This window comes from Bacteroides stercoris ATCC 43183 (assembly GCF_025147325.1).
Taxonomy (GTDB): Bacteria; Bacteroidota; Bacteroidia; order Bacteroidales; family Bacteroidaceae; genus Bacteroides; species Bacteroides stercoris.
Genome location: NZ_CP102262.1, coordinates 1610164 through 1629251, shown reverse-complemented (window position 1 = coordinate 1629251; position 19088 = coordinate 1610164). Strand labels below are relative to the sequence as shown.

20 protein-coding genes and 2 tRNA genes are annotated in these 19088 nt (G+C 46.8%); 15 read left to right on the top strand and 7 right to left on the bottom strand.

Going from position 1 to position 19088, the window contains the following annotated elements:
• Positions 1-178 precede the first annotated feature (178 nt).
• From NQ565_RS06690 to NQ565_RS06675, 4 genes are all read left to right on the top strand, one after another.
• Positions 179-862 (top strand): tetratricopeptide repeat protein, encoded by a 684-nt coding sequence (locus tag NQ565_RS06690; protein ID WP_005657948.1) that lies wholly within the window; start codon positions 179-181, stop codon positions 860-862.
• 135 nt (positions 863-997) lie between these two features.
• Positions 998-1492, top strand: a complete 495-nt coding sequence (ribH, locus tag NQ565_RS06685; RefSeq protein ID WP_005657950.1) for a 6,7-dimethyl-8-ribityllumazine synthase — start codon at positions 998-1000, stop codon at positions 1490-1492.
• Between the two features lie 72 nt (positions 1493-1564).
• Positions 1565-1647, top strand: a tRNA-Tyr gene (locus tag NQ565_RS06680).
• Between the two features lie 8 nt (positions 1648-1655).
• Positions 1656-1728 (top strand) — tRNA-Gly (locus NQ565_RS06675).
• 510 nt (positions 1729-2238) lie between these two features.
• Here NQ565_RS06675 and NQ565_RS06670 read toward each other — a convergent pair.
• Positions 2239-3390, bottom strand: coding sequence for an IS110 family RNA-guided transposase (locus tag NQ565_RS06670; RefSeq protein ID WP_005654610.1), 1152 nt, complete (start codon positions 3388-3390; stop codon positions 2239-2241).
• Between the two features lie 169 nt (positions 3391-3559).
• Between NQ565_RS06670 and NQ565_RS06665 the strand changes: the two genes are divergently transcribed.
• Entirely contained in the window at positions 3560-4444 is an 885-nt protein-coding gene (locus tag NQ565_RS06665; protein ID WP_005657952.1) for a YitT family protein, read from the top strand.
• 108 nt (positions 4445-4552) lie between these two features.
• Here the strand turns inward: NQ565_RS06665 and NQ565_RS06660 are convergent, their stop codons facing one another.
• From NQ565_RS06660 to truA, 4 genes are all read right to left on the bottom strand, one after another.
• Positions 4553-5197 (bottom strand): DUF3256 family protein, encoded by a 645-nt coding sequence (locus NQ565_RS06660; protein ID WP_005657954.1) that lies wholly within the window; start codon positions 5195-5197, stop codon positions 4553-4555.
• Between the two features lie 51 nt (positions 5198-5248).
• Positions 5249-5719 (bottom strand): GAF domain-containing protein, encoded by a 471-nt coding sequence (locus tag NQ565_RS06655; protein ID WP_005657955.1) that lies wholly within the window; start codon positions 5717-5719, stop codon positions 5249-5251.
• 16 nt (positions 5720-5735) lie between these two features.
• The gene (locus tag NQ565_RS06650) at positions 5736-6635 is read right to left on the bottom strand and encodes a DMT family transporter (RefSeq protein WP_005657957.1); all 900 of its coding nucleotides are present in this window, start codon (positions 6633-6635) and stop codon (positions 5736-5738) included.
• 90 nt (positions 6636-6725) lie between these two features.
• Complete coding sequence (gene truA, locus NQ565_RS06645) at positions 6726-7481, bottom strand: tRNA pseudouridine(38-40) synthase TruA (RefSeq protein ID WP_005657959.1); 756 nt, start codon at positions 7479-7481, stop codon at positions 6726-6728.
• Between the two features lie 147 nt (positions 7482-7628).
• Between truA and NQ565_RS06640 the strand changes: the two genes are divergently transcribed.
• Positions 7629-8309, top strand: a complete 681-nt coding sequence (locus tag NQ565_RS06640; protein ID WP_005657961.1) for a DUF5715 family protein — start codon at positions 7629-7631, stop codon at positions 8307-8309.
• Between the two features lie 62 nt (positions 8310-8371).
• Here NQ565_RS06640 and NQ565_RS06635 read toward each other — a convergent pair whose 3' ends face one another.
• Entirely contained in the window at positions 8372-9889 is a 1518-nt protein-coding gene (locus NQ565_RS06635; protein WP_040316362.1) for a bifunctional ADP-dependent NAD(P)H-hydrate dehydratase/NAD(P)H-hydrate epimerase, read from the bottom strand.
• Positions 9890-9985: 96 nt separating this feature from the next.
• Between NQ565_RS06635 and NQ565_RS06630 the strand changes: the two genes are divergently transcribed.
• The 3 genes from NQ565_RS06630 to NQ565_RS06620 all read left to right on the top strand — a co-directional run bounded on the left by NQ565_RS06630 (position 9986) and on the right by NQ565_RS06620 (position 12736).
• The gene (locus tag NQ565_RS06630) at positions 9986-11524 is read left to right on the top strand and encodes a peptide MFS transporter (protein ID WP_005657965.1); all 1539 of its coding nucleotides are present in this window, start codon (positions 9986-9988) and stop codon (positions 11522-11524) included.
• A gap of 40 nt (positions 11525-11564) precedes the next feature.
• On the top strand, positions 11565-12101 hold the full coding sequence (hpt, locus tag NQ565_RS06625; RefSeq protein ID WP_005657966.1) for a hypoxanthine phosphoribosyltransferase: 537 nt from the start codon (positions 11565-11567) through the stop codon (positions 12099-12101).
• A gap of 62 nt (positions 12102-12163) precedes the next feature.
• Entirely contained in the window at positions 12164-12736 is a 573-nt protein-coding gene (locus NQ565_RS06620) for an adenylate kinase (protein ID WP_005657968.1), read from the top strand.
• Positions 12737-12793: 57 nt separating this feature from the next.
• Here the strand turns inward: NQ565_RS06620 and NQ565_RS06615 are convergent, their stop codons facing one another.
• On the bottom strand, positions 12794-13357 hold the full coding sequence (locus tag NQ565_RS06615) for a helix-hairpin-helix domain-containing protein (protein WP_005657970.1): 564 nt from the start codon (positions 13355-13357) through the stop codon (positions 12794-12796).
• A 164-nt stretch (positions 13358-13521) separates the two neighbouring features.
• Between NQ565_RS06615 and obgE the strand changes: the two genes are divergently transcribed.
• From obgE to NQ565_RS06585, 6 genes are all read left to right on the top strand, one after another.
• Positions 13522-14703, top strand: a complete 1182-nt coding sequence (obgE, locus tag NQ565_RS06610) for a GTPase ObgE (protein ID WP_005657972.1) — start codon at positions 13522-13524, stop codon at positions 14701-14703.
• Positions 14700-15533: a peptidoglycan editing factor PgeF gene (gene pgeF, locus NQ565_RS06605; RefSeq protein WP_005657974.1), complete on the top strand. Its 834-nt coding sequence runs from the start codon at positions 14700-14702 to the stop codon at positions 15531-15533. The genes obgE and pgeF overlap by 4 nt, the downstream gene beginning before the upstream one ends.
• Positions 15534-15646: 113 nt before the next feature.
• Entirely contained in the window at positions 15647-16102 is a 456-nt protein-coding gene (locus NQ565_RS06600) for a DUF6078 family protein (RefSeq protein WP_005657976.1), read from the top strand.
• Between the two features lie 207 nt (positions 16103-16309).
• The gene (locus tag NQ565_RS06595) at positions 16310-16975 is read left to right on the top strand and encodes a B3/B4 domain-containing protein (RefSeq protein WP_040316364.1); all 666 of its coding nucleotides are present in this window, start codon (positions 16310-16312) and stop codon (positions 16973-16975) included.
• 138 nt (positions 16976-17113) lie between these two features.
• Positions 17114-18112 carry a PhoH family protein gene (locus tag NQ565_RS06590; RefSeq protein WP_005657979.1) on the top strand — a complete coding sequence of 333 codons (999 nt, stop codon included), beginning with the start codon at positions 17114-17116 and terminating at the stop codon, positions 18110-18112.
• Positions 18113-18145: 33 nt separating this feature from the next.
• A complete protein-coding gene (locus NQ565_RS06585; RefSeq protein ID WP_005657981.1) occupies positions 18146-19087 on the top strand; it encodes a phosphoribosylaminoimidazolesuccinocarboxamide synthase in 942 nt (313 codons plus the stop codon).
• Position 19088 lies beyond the last annotated feature (1 nt).

The window sequence follows — 19088 nt, the reverse complement described above, 5'->3', positions numbered from 1 at the left end:
CCAAAGTACAACTTATCTTCATTGTATCCTGAAAGACAACGCAAAACAAAATAAATCTATGGTTTTGGAATACAAAATAAAAAAAGATGCCGCTAAATTTCGTTGATAGCTATAAAAAACTTACTTTTGCGGGTCGAATTAGCTATTAATGAATAATAACAAAAAGAATATATAAGAAATGGCAGAACAAAAAAAGACGAACGAAGCCTTAAACGTGGAAGAGGCACTTACACAATCAGAGGCATTTCTCATCAAAAACAAAAAGACAATTATCGGTGCTATTTTAGCTATAATCATCATTATAGCAGGTATAGTAATGTACAAGAACCTCTATGCAGCACCTCGTGAGGAAAAAGCACAGGCAGCCCTTTTTAAAGGACAAGAATATTTTGAAGCTGATGCTTTTGCAGAAGCCCTGAACGGCGATAGCATCGGTTACGTAGGTTTCATCAAGATAGCCGACCAATACAGCGGTACAGATGCAGCCAATCTTGCCAAGGCATATGCTGGTCTTTGCTATGCACATCTTGGCAAATTCGATGAAGCCGTAAAAGCATTGGAGAGCTTTGACGGAGATGACCAAATGGTAGCTCCTGCAATGAAAGGCGCTATGGGTAATTGCTACGCTCAACTCGGTCAACTAGATAAGGCATCTTCCATGTTGCTGAAAGCAGCTGATGAAGCAGATAATAGTACACTTAGCCCTATCTATCTGAAGCAAGCCGGAGAAATTCTGGTTAAGCAGGGTAAGTATGACGATGCCATCAAAGCATATACTTCTATTAAGGACAAATACTTCCGTTCATATCAAGCTATGGACATTGATAAATACATCGAACAAGCTAAGCTCTTAAAGAAGTAATTCATACCCTATTTATAAGATATTTCGAGCACGGATTACACGGATATACACGGAAGTCAAAACCGTGAGTGCCGTGTAATCCGTGCTCTTCATTTATACTTTCCAATTTATTTAATTTTTAATCTTTAATTTATTATGGCTACAGCTTATCACAACCTTTCGGATTATGATTTCAACTCAGTGCCTAGTGCAGAGAATATGAAATTCGGTATTGTAGTATCCGAATGGAATTACAATATCACCGGCGCTCTTTTAAAAGGAGCAGTTGACACCTTAAAAAAACACGGAGCTAAAGACGAAAATATCATGGTAAAAACCGTTCCCGGAAGTTTTGAACTAACTTTCGGTGCCAATCAACTTATAGAATACAGCGAAGTTGATGCTGTAATTGCAATTGGTTGCGTAGTTCGTGGAGAAACACCGCATTTTGATTATGTTTGCATGGGTGCAACTCAAGGCATCACTCAATTAAATGCAAGTGGCGATGTTCCAGTAATTTACGGATTAATTACCACCAATACAATGGAGCAAGCGGAGGATCGCGCAGGCGGCAAGCTGGGTAATAAAGGTGATGAATGTGCAATTACTGCAATAAAAATGATAGATTTTGCTTGGAGTTTACAAAAATAGTTGTACCTTTGCATCGCAATTGAGAAACAAAGCTGCTTAAAGAGAGATTTAAAGTAGTTCTCAACAGCAAAAGGGCAAATACCAGAGTGGCCAAATGGGGCAGACTGTAAATCTGCTGGCTTACGCCTTCGGTGGTTCGAATCCATCTTTGCCCACTAAAATTGCGGAAGTAGCTCAGTTGATAGAGCATTAGCCTTCCAAGCTGAGGGTCGCGGGTTTGAGCCCCGTCTTCCGCTCTTAATGAAAACCTTGATAGTTAAGCAATTAACTGTCGAGGTTTTCTGCTTTTAAGAGGTTACTACAAGCATAGATTTAGGCGGTTTCAGGGGGTGCATGTAAACCAAGATGTAAACCGAAAAAACATCATGAATGCTTGTCAACCAAAAATTTTATAAATTCAACAATCAACATAGTGTGATTACCACAAGCAAATTTATTTCATCCGAACTAATACAAATAACCGATAACTTATATTTCGAGATTGATAAAATATCTATCTTTCCTCTATGAAAAGATAAAGATTACCCCTGTCTTTATGGCTCCTTTACTTAGTTTATGGTATTAATGAGCATGAATGTATTGACCGTTCTATCAAGAGCAGTCAGATATACAATATAAAAAGTATCATTTTCCTCTTCAGGCTTTATTTCCTAACACTGGCATTCTAAGCCGCTTAAAGCATCAGTCAATTTGCAAAACGGAGTCTATGCTACCACAAAGATACTGGCCTTACAATAAGCGGTATATTATGAGTTGCCTTCTGCAATAGCTTCAGGCTTCTTATAATCATTGTATGGAACACCATCACTCAACACGTGCCAAATGACAACAAGCATTTTCCGCGCTATGGCCACTTTCACTTTCATGGCATTCTTCCTTCTGACGACAGTTTGTGTGTAACTGAAATTCGAGTAAAAACAGTTTTGTGTCCGGCTGGCTCCCCATGCGCATTCAATCATAGTCTTTCTGATGTACTTGTTACCATGTGTGATTCTTCGTGATTTGATTTTTCCTGCGCTTTCTTCATTCCGTGGTTTGAGCCCGCACCACGACACCAATGCAGCCGCTGTAATAAACATCTTCATGTCGGCCCCTAATTCAGAGAGTATGGAGGTTGCCGAGCGTTCCTTTACACCGGGTATCGTCTGAAGATTATCGAACTCCCTGGGGAACTCTTTCCTGCAGATTTCCGTCAGTTTTTCCTGGCACTCTTTCAGATGCTTGTCATCCATAAGGATTTCCTCCCGGTACTGGCGTATCAGGTCTATGTCCACTTCATTGACAACTCCTGTCAGAGCGGCTGTAATTACTTCTTTTCCGACACGGTTCACCGTCCGTCCATGGATGGCCTCCGTCAGCTTTTCCGCATTGACAATTCCTTCGGAAAGCAATTTCACCACATCTTTGTAGCTCTTACTGTCTGTAGAAGATACGTAGTTGCTGATACGGATATTGCAACGTTGAAGCAAGGCATCCAGTTTGGTCAGTTTATAGACCTTCTCCTTGTTCAAGTCAAAAATGCGTCGGTTATACTGACGCATGCGCTGCACTATCTCATCCGGCACGAAACTGCCACGGATGAGATCCTTCATGGTACATTCGGCTATCCAGGCAGCGTCACGGACATCACTTTTTCTGCCGGGAAGCTGCTTGATGAAGTAGGGGTTGACCAACTTCAGACATTCTATGTCACTGAGAATGCGCCAGATGGGATACCAGTAAATACTGGTGCTTTCCATAGTAACTTCCTTAACTTCATGAGTAAGGAGAAGTTGATGCAGCTCTTCCAGTTCAGGTGTCAAAACACCGTACTTGGCTTCAAATTTCTCACCTTTTTCGTTGAGAATACAAACAAATACACTATCTTTGTGTACGTCAAGACCACATACTATCCGCATAGGCTATTACATTTTGAGACTAAGAGCTCGTGAAACATTTATTTTGAGGCTCACACACTGAGACCTCCACGCCATAAAGATAGGGGTGGTCTTGATTTTTTCATATCCCACTGGCATATAAATCGTGATTTATATCTAAATTTGCCGCAAATCTAACTGCAAACTACAAATGAACATGCACATTCCTTCCCGGCAGAACATATTTCGTGAAATGCGGGATTATTTAATGATTGCTTTAGGCATGATTATGTATGGTATCGGGTGGACAGTATTCCTGCTTCCCAACGATATTACCACAGGCGGAGTACCAGGTATTGCCTCACTGGTATATTTTGCAACAGGACTGCCGGTACAATATGTTTATTTCGGCATCAACTTCCTACTGTTATTGCTTGCTATCCGTATTTTAGGATGGAAGTTCAGCATCAAGACAATTTTTGCCGTTTTTACCCTGACTTCCTTTCTGCCAATCATTCAGCAACTGACAGACGGCGTTCACCTACTGAACGACCAGCCTTTCATGGCATGTGTCATCGGAGCATCTTTCTGTGGCGGCGGCATCGGCATTGCTTTCTCTTCGAACGGAAGTACGGGCGGAACGGATATTATCGCCGCTATCATCAACAAATACAGGGACATTACACTGGGGCGGGTCATGCTGTTTTGTGACCTTATCATCATCTCTTCCAGCTACTTCGTGCTGAAAGACTGGGAAAAAGTAGTATACGGCTACGTCACCCTATACATCTGTAGTTTCGTTCTGGATCAAGTAGTAAACAGTGCACGCCAATCCGTGCAGTTTTTCATCATCAGCGAAAAGTATGAGGAGATAGCCAGACATATCAATGTGTATCCTCACCGCGGCGCGACAGTTATAAATGCTTCCGGATTCTATACCGGCAAGGAAATAAAAATGCTGTTTGTACTTGCCAAAAAACGGGAATCAACCATTATCTTTCGGCTGATAAAAGACATAGACCCGAATGCTTTCGTGTCACAAAGTCAGGTAATCGGAGTATACGGAGAAGGATTCGACAAAATCAAAGTAAAATAAAAATCAAACATGAAGAATTAAGTATAAGAAATAAGGAAATCTACACTGTTCCTCTGATATTCTACATTAGCTTAGCTTCTGTAAGCCTTATTACTTTATACCTTATACTTAATTATTGAACTTCCCTTCTTTCCACGTATAGATTATAGGATCGCGGAGAAACGGTTTCAGTTTTTCCGCTGTTTCTTTTTCCATATAGTCGGGAGTGGTAAAAGTAAAAGTCAGCGTAGCGTCCTTGCCCGAAAGGTCGGCTTTCATTAAAAGCATATCAGCCTGAAGGCGAGCATCCTGATAGCGGTACACATCTACCGTATCGGAAGCAGGCACAATAAAATCATCCATATTAGGTAATGATGCCAGATAGGATGCAGCGGGTAACTCTTCCCAACCGGTAGTATAAAACTTGATATGACTGTCACAAGCCGGAGCACAAACTGTAGAAACAGTACAGATAAGACGGGTACTGTCGTTCACTGACAAAAGTTTCATCTGCCAGGTACTTTGAGGTGTTACCTGCACACGGATATAATCGGGAGTAAGCTCAGTCATTTCCGACTTACCGCCAAAACGATTGGTTACTTCCGCTTTCATCTTGCTCTCCAAGAAGTCAATGAAGTCGGCACGATTCACAGCCGTAAGCAACGGACTCAGAGAATCGGGCATATTGGTAAAACAAGTTTTTGCCAGTTGCGCCGACAAAGAACCAATGCCCATACCTACTACAAATAAAAAGACTATCAACTTCTTCACCATATCCCTATAATATTTTATCAATACTAAAATCTTATTATTATAAAAATCACCTTACAGATAAGAACACAACTCCTGCAAAAAACGCGCATCCACCTCATCAAAACTATTCAAGTTTTCACTGTCCACATCCAGCACACCCCAAACTTCTCCCTTTGCACGAAGAAGCGGAAGCACTATTTCCGAACGCGACAAAGAACTGCATGCTATATGACCAGGAAAAGCATCCACATCCGGTACAACCAATATTTCAGCCCTCTCCCAGGCCTTTCCGCAAACGCCACGCCCTTTCTTTATTCTGGTACAAGCCACCGGACCCTGAAAAGGGGCAAGCACCAGCTCCTCACCTTTCACCAGATAAAATCCCACCCAGAAAAAGTGAAAAGTCTCTTTCAGTGCAGCCGCAACATTAGCCAGATTGGCGATAAGGTCATCCTCTCCTTCAATCAGACACTTAATTTGCGGAAGCAACATACGATACTTCTCTTCTTTGCCGCCATTACTGATACACAAATCTTCTGCCATACGCGCTATTGAAATTCTATTTGCTCCCCAAATATAGGAAGAACATTCCAATCAGCACCAAAATGAGGTCTACCGCCTTGCTTTTTAAATTCTTTTCACGGAAGAAAAGGGCGCCGAACAGGAAAGAAACAACCACACTGCCACGTCGTACCATAGATACGATAGAAATCATGGAATCCTCATAACTCAAGGCATAGAAATACACAAAGTCTGCCGCACAAAGAAAGACGGATATACCGATGATAGTCCAATCCCAACGGAACGGTGTACTTTCCTTTCTCTTGGGATACCACAGCAACAGGATAATGGGACACATGATAAACACCTGATAGATGTTGTACCATGACTGCACCACCATAGGCGGCAGCTGCTTCATCAGATACTTGTCGTATAATCCGCTGACAGCACCCGTCACGGCCGCCAGTACAATAAAGAGAATCCATTTATTGTGCTTGAAGTCGATACCCTCTTTCTTACCGGAACGGCTTAACATAAAGAACGACAGGACTGCCAACATCACACCTATCCATTGATACAGATTGAGCCGCTCGCCGAATACAAGCATGGCTCCCACAAGTACCATTACCGGACGCGTTGCATTAATCGGGCCTACAATGGTAAGCGGCAAGTGCTTCATTCCGAAATATCCGAATATCCACGAGGAAAGAACGATGAAAGATTTGATGATGATAAATTTATGCACACCCCATCCCACTACAGGAACATCAAACATCGTACCTCCCAACACAGCAGGAGCAAAACACGATACCAGAATAAACGGAAGAAATATTAAACTGGAAAATACCGTATTCAAAAACAAAACCGGAAGCACGGCATTGTCTTTGAGCGCCTGCTTCTTGAAAGCATCATAAAATCCCAACAAGGCTGCCGAGAGAAAGGCTAATAATAACCACATTGATTTTAGCTATGAATTATGAGTTATAAGTTATGAATTAGCTATATTACAAGAAGAGAAAGAGTAAAAGTAATCACTTATCACTAACCACTAACCGCTAATAAAAGTTTCTTCAGGATAGGCAACATCTACAAGGAACAAAGCGTTACCGGGAACGGAAGTTCCTGCACGGCACCGGTCTTTTTGTTCGATAACCCGGCGAAAGCCCCCGATGGTAAGTTTACCCCTGCCGACTTCGAGCAATGTACCCACTACAGCACGTACCATGTTCCGCAGAAAACGGTCGGCCTGAATGGTAAATACCCAGGTCACTTCATCTACCTGCGTCCAGGCAGCGTGCATTATCTTGCAATTATTGGTTTTGACATCGGTATGCAACTTGCTGAAACTGGTAAAATCCGTATATTCAAACAAAGTCCGGGCAGCTTCGTTCATCCGTTCAAAGTCCGGAGTCTGGAACAGACGGCAACGATACTGACGATTGAAAGGCATCTTGGCCGTAGTAACATAGTATTTGTATGTACGTGCCGTGGCATCAAAGCGCGCATGAGCATCGGGACGTACGGCACGCAGACGGTAAACGGAAATATCCGGGGGAAGCAGGCGGTTCAGCTTATCCATCATGAATATCACATCCAACGGAGTTTCACTGTCAAAATGTGCCACCATTAGGGAAGCATGTACACCGGCATCGGTGCGTCCGGCACCCACCACCTCCACTTCACGCCGCAACAAGGTAGAGAGTGCTTTCATCAAACACTCCTGCACACTTGCACCGTTGGGCTGAATCTGCCAGCCATGATAAGCTGTGCCGTCGTAGGCCAAATAGATAAAATATCGCTGCACGTTTCTTTTTATTCCTGAATTTGGCTGCAAAGGTACAAAAAGAGGGGAAAAAAGCAGCAAACTCTTCCAATTGTTCTATAGGATTACACTATCTTTGCAGGAGTTTTCACCACAAATTACACAATTCTACAAAGTTCAGAATTAATTATGTATAATAAAAGCCGTTTCATTTCCCTGTTTTTATTGGCAGGCATGGCAATAACTTGCTGCCTGGCTGGATGTAAGAAAAAAGACATGTCCCTCAAGCTGAATGAGCCGCACAACATACGGGGTGTTATCAGTTACAAACGTTCTTTCGGCGATTTGAATGAAAAGCATTTGAATGTAGCGCAGGCTATCGGCATCCGTCCTTTAGCATCGCGCGAGGAAGCGGAAAAGATGAAAGAAAAGTTGCAGTATATCGCTACAAATGATTTGTACGCGGTTGATTCTTTGACGCATTCCGTCCCGTATCTCATTCCGGGAGCGGCTGCCCTGCTCGATACAATCGGTTATAACTTTCTCGATTCCCTGGCTGCCAAAGGCCTGAATCCGAACAAGATTACAGTAACTTCCGTACTGCGTACAAAAGACGATGTCAAGCGTTTGCGCCGTCGCAACGGCAATGCATCCGAAAATTCCGCTCATTGCTACGGCACGACATTCGATGTCAGTTGGAAACGCTTCCAGAAGGTAGAGGATGAAGACGGACGTCCGTTACAGGATGTCAGTTCGGATACATTGAAGCTGGTGCTGTCCGAGGTATTGCGCGACTTGAAGAGAGCAGAAAAGTGCTACATTAAATATGAACTGAGGCAAGGTTGTTTCCATATTACTACAAGAATGTAAAAAAACGAATCTATTAGTTTTTAAAACATCAGAATATTGAAATACCAACATTAACATACAGTTTACAATTTCTCCTCCAGCATCCGCCATGCCAACGGTAAGCAAGTAACAATATCCCCTGCCGTCATACCCATTGCTCCATGCTTCTTGCAAGCAATATCTCCCGCCAGTCCATGGACATAAGCGGCCATACGTGCAGCAGTTTCCGCATCGTATCCCTGCGCCAGCAAGGCCAATACGACACCCGTAAGCACATCACCGCTACCCCCTGTCGCCATGCCGGGATTTCCGGTAGGATTAAACCAGCACTTTCCCGACGGTGCAATAATAACGGAATAAGCACCTTTCAATATAATGTATACTCCGGCGCTTTTTGCCAGTTCACGGGCTTTTGTCAAACGTTCGTACGAGTTCTGACATTTCCCGACCAACCGTTCCAATTCTTTGGGATGCGGAGTGAGAATGCTGCCTTTGGGCAAACGACCGATGTAACTGCGATGTTCGCCCAACAGGTTCAACGCATCGGCATCCACTATCATGGGCGTCTGGCAAGAATCTATCTGATCCAGTAAAGCTGCTTCGGTATCTTCCGCCCTGCCTAATCCCGGACCGATACCCACCGCCTGATAATCGTCAGTATCAGTGGCACAAGAAAAACGGACATCGTTTATATCTATTTCCGTCATGGCCTCCGGTACGGCAGTCTGCACGATAAAATTATTGCAAAAAGGAATATGAACCGTAAGCAATCCCACTCCGGAGCGCAGGCAAGCACGTGTCGCAAGCACCGACGCTCCCGCCATTCCTTGCGAACCTGCTATCAACAAGGCGCGTCCGAAGCTTCCTTTATGTGCAAACTTGCCGCGTGGCTTCAGCACCGATGCCATATCCTCGTGTTCCGTCAACGCAAAATCCGTTTCCTTTTCTGTAATGGCTTCCTCACTCAAACCGATATCCAGCAACTGCCACTCACCCACAAACGGTTCGTTCTCGGCAAAGAGAAAAGCCAGCTTCGGCAGTTGCAAGCTTAGCGTCAGGTCTGCACGGATGATATTAGCCTGAATATTATAGGTATTATCCTCTCCCATTAAACCGGAAGGCACATCAATGGCAACTACCGTAGCCGGCGAGGAGTTGATGTACTTCACTACCGCAGCGAAACCACCGCTCAAGGGTTTGTTCAGTCCGCTGCCGAACAGTCCGTCTACAACTACATGCTCCGCTGTCAGCACTGGTGGCACGAATTGCGTGGTTATCTCATGAAAATCAATTCCGGAAACCCTTGCCAAACGTTCCTTGTTCGTTTCGCAATCCGGAGACAAAGTACCTTTCGTATTAAAGAGATATACCTCCACCCGATATCCCTGCTCTGCCAGCAGACGCGAAACAGCCAGCGCGTCTCCCCCATTGTTGCCGGGGCCGGCAAATACCGTAAAAGGGGTTTCAGCTCCCCAGCGCTCGGATATGGCTTTTGCCAAAGCCTGCGAAGCGCGCTCCATAAGGTCTATGGAAGCAATCGGCTCATTCTCTATCGTATAGGCATCCAGTTCTTTTATCTGAATGGTAGGAAATATTTTTATCATTGCAGTTTATTCGTTTAAGTTACGAGCAAAGGTACAAAAAATAATAACTACTTTTGCGGCTCAAAACATATAAAGACAATTAACACATAACCAATGAGCACATCCAAACACCCTAAAGGACTTTACCTGATTTTCGCCACCAGTACCGCAGAACGTTTCAGCTACTATGGCATGCGGGCTATTTTCATTCTGTTCCTGACACAGGCCTTGCTGTTCGACAAAGAACACGCCGCTTCCATCTACGGCAGCTACACCGGACTGGTCTACCTCACCCCGCTTATCGGCGGATATATTGCCGACAAATACTGGGGCATCCGCCGTTCTGTCTTCTGGGGAGCCATAATGATGGCATTGGGACAGTTTCTGATGTTCTTCAGCGCTTCCATGCTGGACGCTGTCCAACTGTCGCACTGGCTGATGTATGGCGGACTCACCTTCCTTATATTGGGAAACGGATGTTTCAAACCTACGGTATCTTCCCTCGTGGGACAATTGTACGAACCGGGCGACAGACGGTTGGACTCCGCCTATACCATATTCTATATGGGCGTCAACGTAGGCTCTTTCCTTGCCCCGCTGGTATGCGGCTATTTTGGCGAAACCGGTAATCCGAACGACTTCAAATGGGGCTTTCTGATTGCTGCAATTGTCACCGTCTTTACGGTCATATTGTTCGAGACACAGAAGAATAAATACCTTATCGGTCCCGACGGTAAGCAGCTCGGCATCATTCCCGATGCTAAAAAGGAACAACCGCAAGCTACAAAGACAGCCGCCCAATCCACTACGCACAACAGCAAGAAAAAACGTAATTATCTCTTATTGGGAGTATTGACAATAGCGCTTGCCGTTTTCTTCTACTGGTGTTTCGGCAACGACTGGATCAGCATCGGCATCTTCACCGCCTGTATCGTCTTTCCTGTCAGCATCCTGTTGGAAGGCTCGCTTACGAAGATTGAGCGCGACCGCATCTTTGTCATCTATATCATCGCCTTCTTCGTAATCTTCTTCTGGGCAGCCTACGAACAGGCAGGCGCTTCACTGACGCTTTTCGCTTCCGAACAGACCGACCGCGTTATCTTCGGCTGGGAAATGCCGGCTTCCTGGATACAGTCATTCAATCCATTCTTCGTAGTGATACTGGCAGCCATCATGCCGGGAGTATGGGGCTTCCTCAATAAACGGGGCATGGAACCCGCCTCTCCCACCAAACAGGCCATCGGCTTGCTGCTTCTCTCCTTGGGTTATCTCGTTATCTGCTTCGCTGTAAAGGATGTGCAACCAGGCGTCAAGGTAAGCCTCATCTGGCTCACAGGACTTTATTTCATCCACACCATGGGCGAAATTGCCCTTTCGCCTATCGGATTGTCCATGGTGAACAAGCTCACTCCTATCCGCTTTGCTTCGCTGATGATGGGTATATGGTACCTCTCCACGGCCACAGCCAACAAGTTTGCGGGTACGCTGAGCGGGCTCTATCCCGAAGCCGGAAAAGTAAAGACACTGCTTGGCTACCGCATAGAAACGATGTACGACTTCTTCATGGTATTTGTCGTAATGTCCGCCACCGCATCGCTTATCCTTTTCCTACTCTCAAAGAAATTGCAGAAGATGATGCACGGAGTGGAATAAAATCACTATTTTTGCGCCAACTTTCTAAAAACTCCCATTTATGGATACCATACAAATAAAAGACAAAATGTTCACCGTTTCCATTAAGGAACAGGACATATTGAAAGAAGTAACCCGTGTAGCGAACGAAATCAACCGCGATTTGGCGGGTAAGAATCCGCTTTTCCTAAGCGTGTTGAACGGCTCGTTCATGTTTACTTCCGACCTGATGAAGCGCATCACCATTCCTTGTGAGATTTCTTTCGTTAAACTTGCCTCTTATCAGGGAGTATCTTCTACGGGAGTAATCAAAGAAGTGATCGGCATCAACGAAGACATCTCCGGACGCACCATTGTCATTGTCGAAGATATCGTAGATACCGGCCTCACCATGCAACGCCTGCTGGAAACCCTCGGCACACGCGGCCCCAAGGAAATTCACATTGCCTCGTTACTGGTGAAACCCGACAAGTTGAAAGTAGACTTGAACATCGAATACGTAGCCATGAACATTCCCAACGACTTCATCGTGGGCTATGGTCTGGACTATGACGGATTCGGACGCAACTATCCCGACATCTATACCGTAGTAGACTGAAACTGGGAAAAGGCAGCAAGGCAAAGGTATTAATTTGTAAATCAAAAATAATAGCTAAACAAATGTTGAACATTGTAATTTTCGGTGCTCCCGGTTCAGGTAAGGGAACACAAAGCGAGAGAATTGTAGAGAAGTACGGTATCAACCACATTTCCACCGGAGACGTGCTCCGCGCAGAAATCAAGAACGGCACTGAGCTGGGCAAGACAGCCAAAGGCTACATCGACCAGGGACAACTGTTGCCGGACGAATTGATTATCGACATCCTGGCAAGCACACTGGACAGCTTCAAGGATAGCAAAGGCGTTATTTTCGACGGCTTCCCCCGTACTATCGCACAGGCAGAGGCATTAAAGAAGATGCTTGCCGAACGCGGACAAAGCGTAAACGTTATGCTGGACCTTGACGTTCCCGAAGACGAACTGATGAAACGCCTCATCAAGCGCGGACAGGAATCAGGCCGTGCCGACGACAACGAAGAGACTATCAAGAAACGTCTTACCGTATATCATTCACAGACAGCTCCGCTTATCGATTGGTATAAGAACGAAAAGCTGTACGCACACATTAAAGGTATAGGCGAACTGGATACTATTACGGCAGATGTTTGCAAAGCAATTGACGCTGCGAAATAATATTTGATATCTAAAGCAGATATTTTTAACGCAAATTACGCGAACCACTACGGATGACTACTCGTCCGTGCGGTTCGCGTAATTTATATTGTTTCCTACATCGGCTCTCAGCCGTTCCACCATTTTACATAGATTCGCCTCGTTCTGTTCATCCGAAACAGTGGGGTCTTTTACAAAATACCCGCAAGGCAAGTCCGGACAATCACCGCAATTCTTTTTCCTCTTGGTGCGGCAACAGTCATAAATGCGGCAGACATCATCACCCGTATACCGCAACCAGAATACTTTTCCTTTTATTTTCCTGCATCCGCCGCATTCCAGCGGAAAAGAAGCACACTCCACGCAAACCGCACCGCAGGGAGAAGGCTCAACAAAGTCATCTTTCCAGAACCACCACTTGCACTTCATCGGATCGGGATTCCCTGTGTTTACAAAGTATTCCACGGCACGGTAAAGATACAACTGACAGCGGTCAAGAGTGCAACCGCGCAACCGGCACTCCTCGGCATAAAGTTCTTCGGCGCTCTTGCCACGCAATGAGGCGATAGTGGTATACCCCATCAGTATCAAGTCCTGCTCCGTGCAGGCACCTATATTGGGAATCGTTCTCAGTTCACTCATTAAGATTATTGTATTAGGATGTAAATCAATGAACAAAAATAACGTTATCAATCCATCCAACCTAACAAATCACAACCCAAATTTGAGCATATCGCTTGAAATCACTAATTTTGCGCCTGTTATCCCGACAGTAACAATAAAGAAACCTAAAAAGTAAAAAGAATATGGCTGAATCGAATTTTGTTGACTACGTAAAAATCTATTGCCGCTCCGGTAAGGGCGGTCGAGGCTCCACGCACATGAGACGTGAAAAATACATTCCCAATGGCGGCCCCGACGGAGGTGACGGAGGACGAGGCGGCCACGTGATTCTCCGCGGCAACCGCAACTACTGGACCCTGCTGCACCTGCGCTACGACCGCCACATCATGGCAGGCCACGGCGAGTCGGGCTCCAAGAACCGCAGTTTCGGCAAGGACGGAGAGGATAAAATCATCGAAGTGCCCTGCGGCACGGTAGTGTACAATGCCGAAACCGGTGAATACATATGCGATGTAACCGAGCACGGTCAGGAAGTCATTCTGCTGAAAGGCGGACGCGGCGGACTGGGTAACTGGCACTTCAAAACCGCCACCCGTCAGGCTCCCCGCTTCGCACAGCCGGGCGAACCGATGCAGGAAATGACGGTTATCATGGAGCTGAAACTGCTGGCGGACGTCGGTCTGGTAGGCTTCCCCAATGCCGGAAAGTCGACACTGCTCTCGGCTGTGTCTTCGGCAAAACCAAAAATCGCCAACTATCCCTTCACAACATTGGAGCCCAATCTGGGTATCGTGTCCTATCGCGACGGAAAGTCATTCGTTATGGCGGACATTCCCGGCATCATCGAAGGGGCAAGTGCGGGCAAAGGTTTGGGACTCCGTTTTCTGCGCCACATCGAACGCAACTCACTGTTGCTGTTCATGGTTCCTGCCGACAGCGACGACATCCGTAAGGAATATGAAATTCTGCTGAACGAATTGCGTACTTTCAATCCCGAAATGCTGGACAAGCAGCGTGTGCTTGCCATCACGAAATGCGATATGCTGGATCAGGAGCTGATGGACGAGATAGAGCCTACACTGCCCGAAAGCATTCCGCACGTATTCATTTCGGCCATTTCCGGTCTGGGCATCTCCACACTGAAAGATATGCTGTGGGAAGAGCTGAACAAGGAAAGCAACAAGATAGAAGGCAAGATTGAAAGCATTGCCCATCGCGCCAAAGACATGAGCCACCTGAAAGAAGAACTGAAAGACGAAGGCGAGGACGAAGACCTCAGCTACGAATACGTTGACGACGAGGACATCGAGGACCTTGAAGACTTTGAATACGAGGAAGAGGATTGGGAGGATGACAGAAAATGATTCCTCTCACAAAAGATAAAAGAATGTTGGGATATGAGGTACTTGCCCCATATCCCGACATTTCTTGTTTTGTAACCACCCGGCATGGCGGATGCAGCACCGGCAACTATGCTTCTTTCAACTGCACTCCTTATACCGGAGACGATGCGGATTGCGTACGCAAAAACCGGGAACTGTTATGTGCCGCCTTGCCTGTGCGCCCTCAGGAACTTATCATCCCCTTTCAGACCCACGGCACCGATTCCCTCATCATCGACGATACCTATCTGAACGCAACGCATAGCGAACGGCAAGCCATGCTGCAAGGCATCGATGCACTCATTACCCGCATGCCCGGCTGCTGCATCTGCATCTCCACTGCCGATTGCATTCCCGTATTATTATATGACAGGCAACGCCGCATTGTTGCCGCAGTCCATGCAGGCTGGCGGGGAACGGTAAACCGCATTCTTACCAAAACCCTTCACCGGATGCAGTCTGCCTACGGAACAGAAGGAACGGATGTCATTGCCTGCATAGGCCCGGGCATCTCCCTTGACTCGTTCGAGGTGGGCGATGAGGTATATGAAGCGTTTCGCACCGAAAATTTCCCGATGGAATACATATCCGTATGGAAGCCCGAAACGCACAAATACCATATAGATTTGTGGGCAGCCAACCGTTTGCAACTCTCCGACTTCGGAGTGCCGCCCCGGCAGATAGAGAATGCAGGCATCTGTACCTACCGGCAGCATGAGGACTTCTTCTCGGCACGGCGTCTGGGCATCAAGTCGGGACGTATCCTGTCGGGAATTATGTTGAACGGACAGGAAAAGGGAGAAAGAAAGTAACGCCTATATTTGAAAGAGTTGCAGTTTATGGCTACTTTTGTACCGTGCCGATAAGTTGAAGCAACTCTAATTCTCGACTCACATTATACGAACAAACCAATACCTCCAATGATATGAAACAAAACCGGGAAGACATTCCTTTCGAATATGCCCATTGTTTTGCCACAGACGGGCAGTGTCCGCAACGTTCGGGATGCCTGCATGCCCTGATAACGGAGCTTCCGATGAAAACATCGCAATACGCAAGCAATATCATAACCGCCATAGACCCGCGCTACATTGCTTCGCTGCATGGCAAGGGCGGCTGTACCTTCTACCGTAGCTCCGACCTCAAGCGTTATGCCTGCGGAATGTCCCGGATGTTCGACGCCGTGCCCAGCAGAATCGTAAGCGAAGTCAGAAGATGTGTACAGAACTGCTTCACCTGCCGCAGCTATTACTTTGCCAGCCGCAAAGGCAAGAGACTTATCTCACCCGCAGAACAGGCGGAGATTGCATCCGTTTTCCGTGCCCTTTGCCCGGAGTTACGTCCCATATACGACAGCTTTGAGGAAAGATACGAATGGTGACCGGAGAAGTACAGGCGGGTGATACTGCAAACCTGCCTGTGCCAGATCTATCCCACACTTAGTTTATTTTTATTTATCCACAATAAACTTCGAGTTTAATCCTATTAAACTCCGGGTTCATTAGGATTAAACCTGAAGTTTAACGCCGTTAAATTCCAAGTTTATCCACGACGAACCGACAGTAAACCATACACAATGAAAAGCCCCATGTACCACATCACCTTATCCGAAGAGATTAAGCGCCTCTGCCCCGCCTTTCAGGGCGTTGCCGTCATGGCGCAAGTAACCAACTCCGCACACAACGCAGAGCTGTGGCGGGAAATCGACGCTTTCACCCGCGAACTGAGAGCCGATGAAACCGCGGAAAGCATCAAACAGCAACCCGCCATCGCCGCCACCCGCGAAGCCTACAAGCGTTGCGGCAAAGATCCCAGCCGTTACCGTCCTTCCGCCGAAGCATTGCGCCGCCGTCTTATGCGGGGACTCGAACTGTACCAAATCGACACGCTGGTAGACCTCATCAACCTCGTATCGCTCCGCACCGGATATTCCATCGGCGGCTTCGATGCGGACAAGATACAGGGAGACAGCCTTGAACTCGGCATCGGACGTGCGGAAGAGCCCTTCGAAGGCATCGGGCGCGGAACGCTGAACATCGAGGGGCTTCCCGTCTACCGCGACCGGGCAGGCGGCATAGGCACTCCCACCAGCGACAACGAACGTACCAAAATGGGACTCGAAACCCGGCGTATCCTTGCCATAGTCAACGGATACAACGGACGCGAAGGGCTGGCGGAAGCCGCCGGAATGATACAGGAACTCCTGCGGAAATACGCAGACTCCGACGGCGGAACAATACTCTATTTTGAATAAACAATGACAACAAAGAGATGCCGCCATGCAAGCCGGTGCAAAAAAAATAACACGCAGAACCGTCCAAGTATTCAAACGTTTCACTACATTTGCAAAACGTTTTACCTGAAAAAAAGAATTGAACTTTAAAACATATCGATGATAGAAAAACTGATTGTTCTTGAGGATATCGACCCGGTTATCTTTTACGGCGTAAACAACGCCAATATGCAACTGATAAAAGCTTTGTATCCCAAACTCCGCATCGTTGCCCGCGGCAATGTCATCAAAGTGCTGGGAGATGAAGAGGAGATGTGCGCGTTTGAAGAAAACATCACCAAACTCGAAAAATATTGTGCCGAATATAATTCTCTGAAAGAGGAAGTCATCATCGATATCGTCAAAGGGAACGCTCCGCAGGCTGAGAAGTCGGGCAATGTCATCGTGTTCAGCGTAACGGGAAAGCCCATTATTCCGCGCAGCGAAAACCAGTTGAAACTGGTAGAGGCATTTAGCAGGAACGACATGGTATTTGCCATAGGCCCTGCCGGGTCGGGCAAGACCTATACGGCCATCGCCCTTGCCGTACGCGCGTTGAAGAACAAGGAGATAAAGAAAATAATCCTCAGCCGTCCCGCCGTAGAGGCCGGAGAGAAACTCGGCTTCCTGCCCGGCGACATGAAGGACAAGATAGACCCGTACCTGCAACCGCTTTACGACGCCTTGCAGGACATGGTTCCCGCCGCCAAACTGAAAGAGTACATGGAGCTGAACATCATTCAGATTGCCCCCCTTGCTTTCATGCGCGGACGCACGCTGAACGATGCCGTAGTGATTCTGGATGAAGCGCAGAACACCACCACCCAACAGATAAAGATGTTCCTCACCCGTATGGGCATGAATACCAAAATGATTGTAACGGGGGATATGACGCAAATCGACCTTCCCCAGTCACAGACTTCCGGACTGGTGCAAGCGCTCCGCATCCTGAAGGGCGTGAAAGGAATCAGCTTCATCGAGCTGAACAAAAAAGACATTGTACGCCACAAACTGGTTACTCAGATTGTGGAAGCCTACGAAAAGTTTGACAAAGAAGCGAAAGCCGAACGGGAGAAACGGAAAGCAGAACAAGCCGCCGGACAGCAACTCCCGGCATAGACAGTAAATATCCAACTCATAAATATCACTAAAATGAATGCATTAACAGCAACAGATTTCAACTTTCCCGGACAGCAAAGTGTCTATCATGGAAAAGTGCGCGATGTGTACAACATCAATGGCGAAAAGTTAGTTATGGTCGCTACCGACCGCATTTCAGCCTTCGACGTAGTATTGCCGAAAGGTATTCCTTTCAAAGGACAGATGCTGAACCAGATTGCAGCCAAGTTCCTCGATGCCACCACCGACATCTGCCCCAACTGGAAAACAGCCACCCCCGACCCTATGGTAACCGTGGGCGTAATGTGCGAAGGCTTCCCGGTTGAGATGATTGTACGCGGCTATCTCTGCGGCAGTGCATGGCGCGCCTACAAGAGCGGTGTCCGCGAAATCTGCGGCGTAAAGTTGCCCGAAGGCATGAAGGAGAACCAGAAATTCCCCGAACCCATCATCACCCCGACCACAAAAGCTGAAATCGGCGAGCATGACGCCGACATCTCCAAAGAGGAGATTCTTGCCAAAGGCCTGGCCACTCCCGAAGAGTATGCAATTCTGGAGAAATATACAATGGCGCTCTTCAAACGCGGTACGGAAATCGCTGCAGAACGCGACCTGATTCTCGTCGACACCAAGTACGAATTCGGCAAGCACAACGGCACTATCTACCTGATGGACGAAATCCACACACCGGACTCCAGCCGCTATTTCTACTCCGAAGGCTACGAAGAACGCTTTGCCAAAGGCGAACCGCAAAAGCAGCTTTCAAAGGAATTCGTGCGCGAATGGCTAATGGACAACGGTTTCCAGGGCAAAGAGGGACAGCAGGTTCCGGAAATGACCGACGAAATCGTGACTTCCATCAGCGAACGTTACATCGAGCTGTACGAGCACATCACCGGCGAGAAGTTTGTTAAAGAGGACACAAGCAACATCGCCGAACGTATTGAAAAGAACGTAACGGAGTACTTAAAGTAAC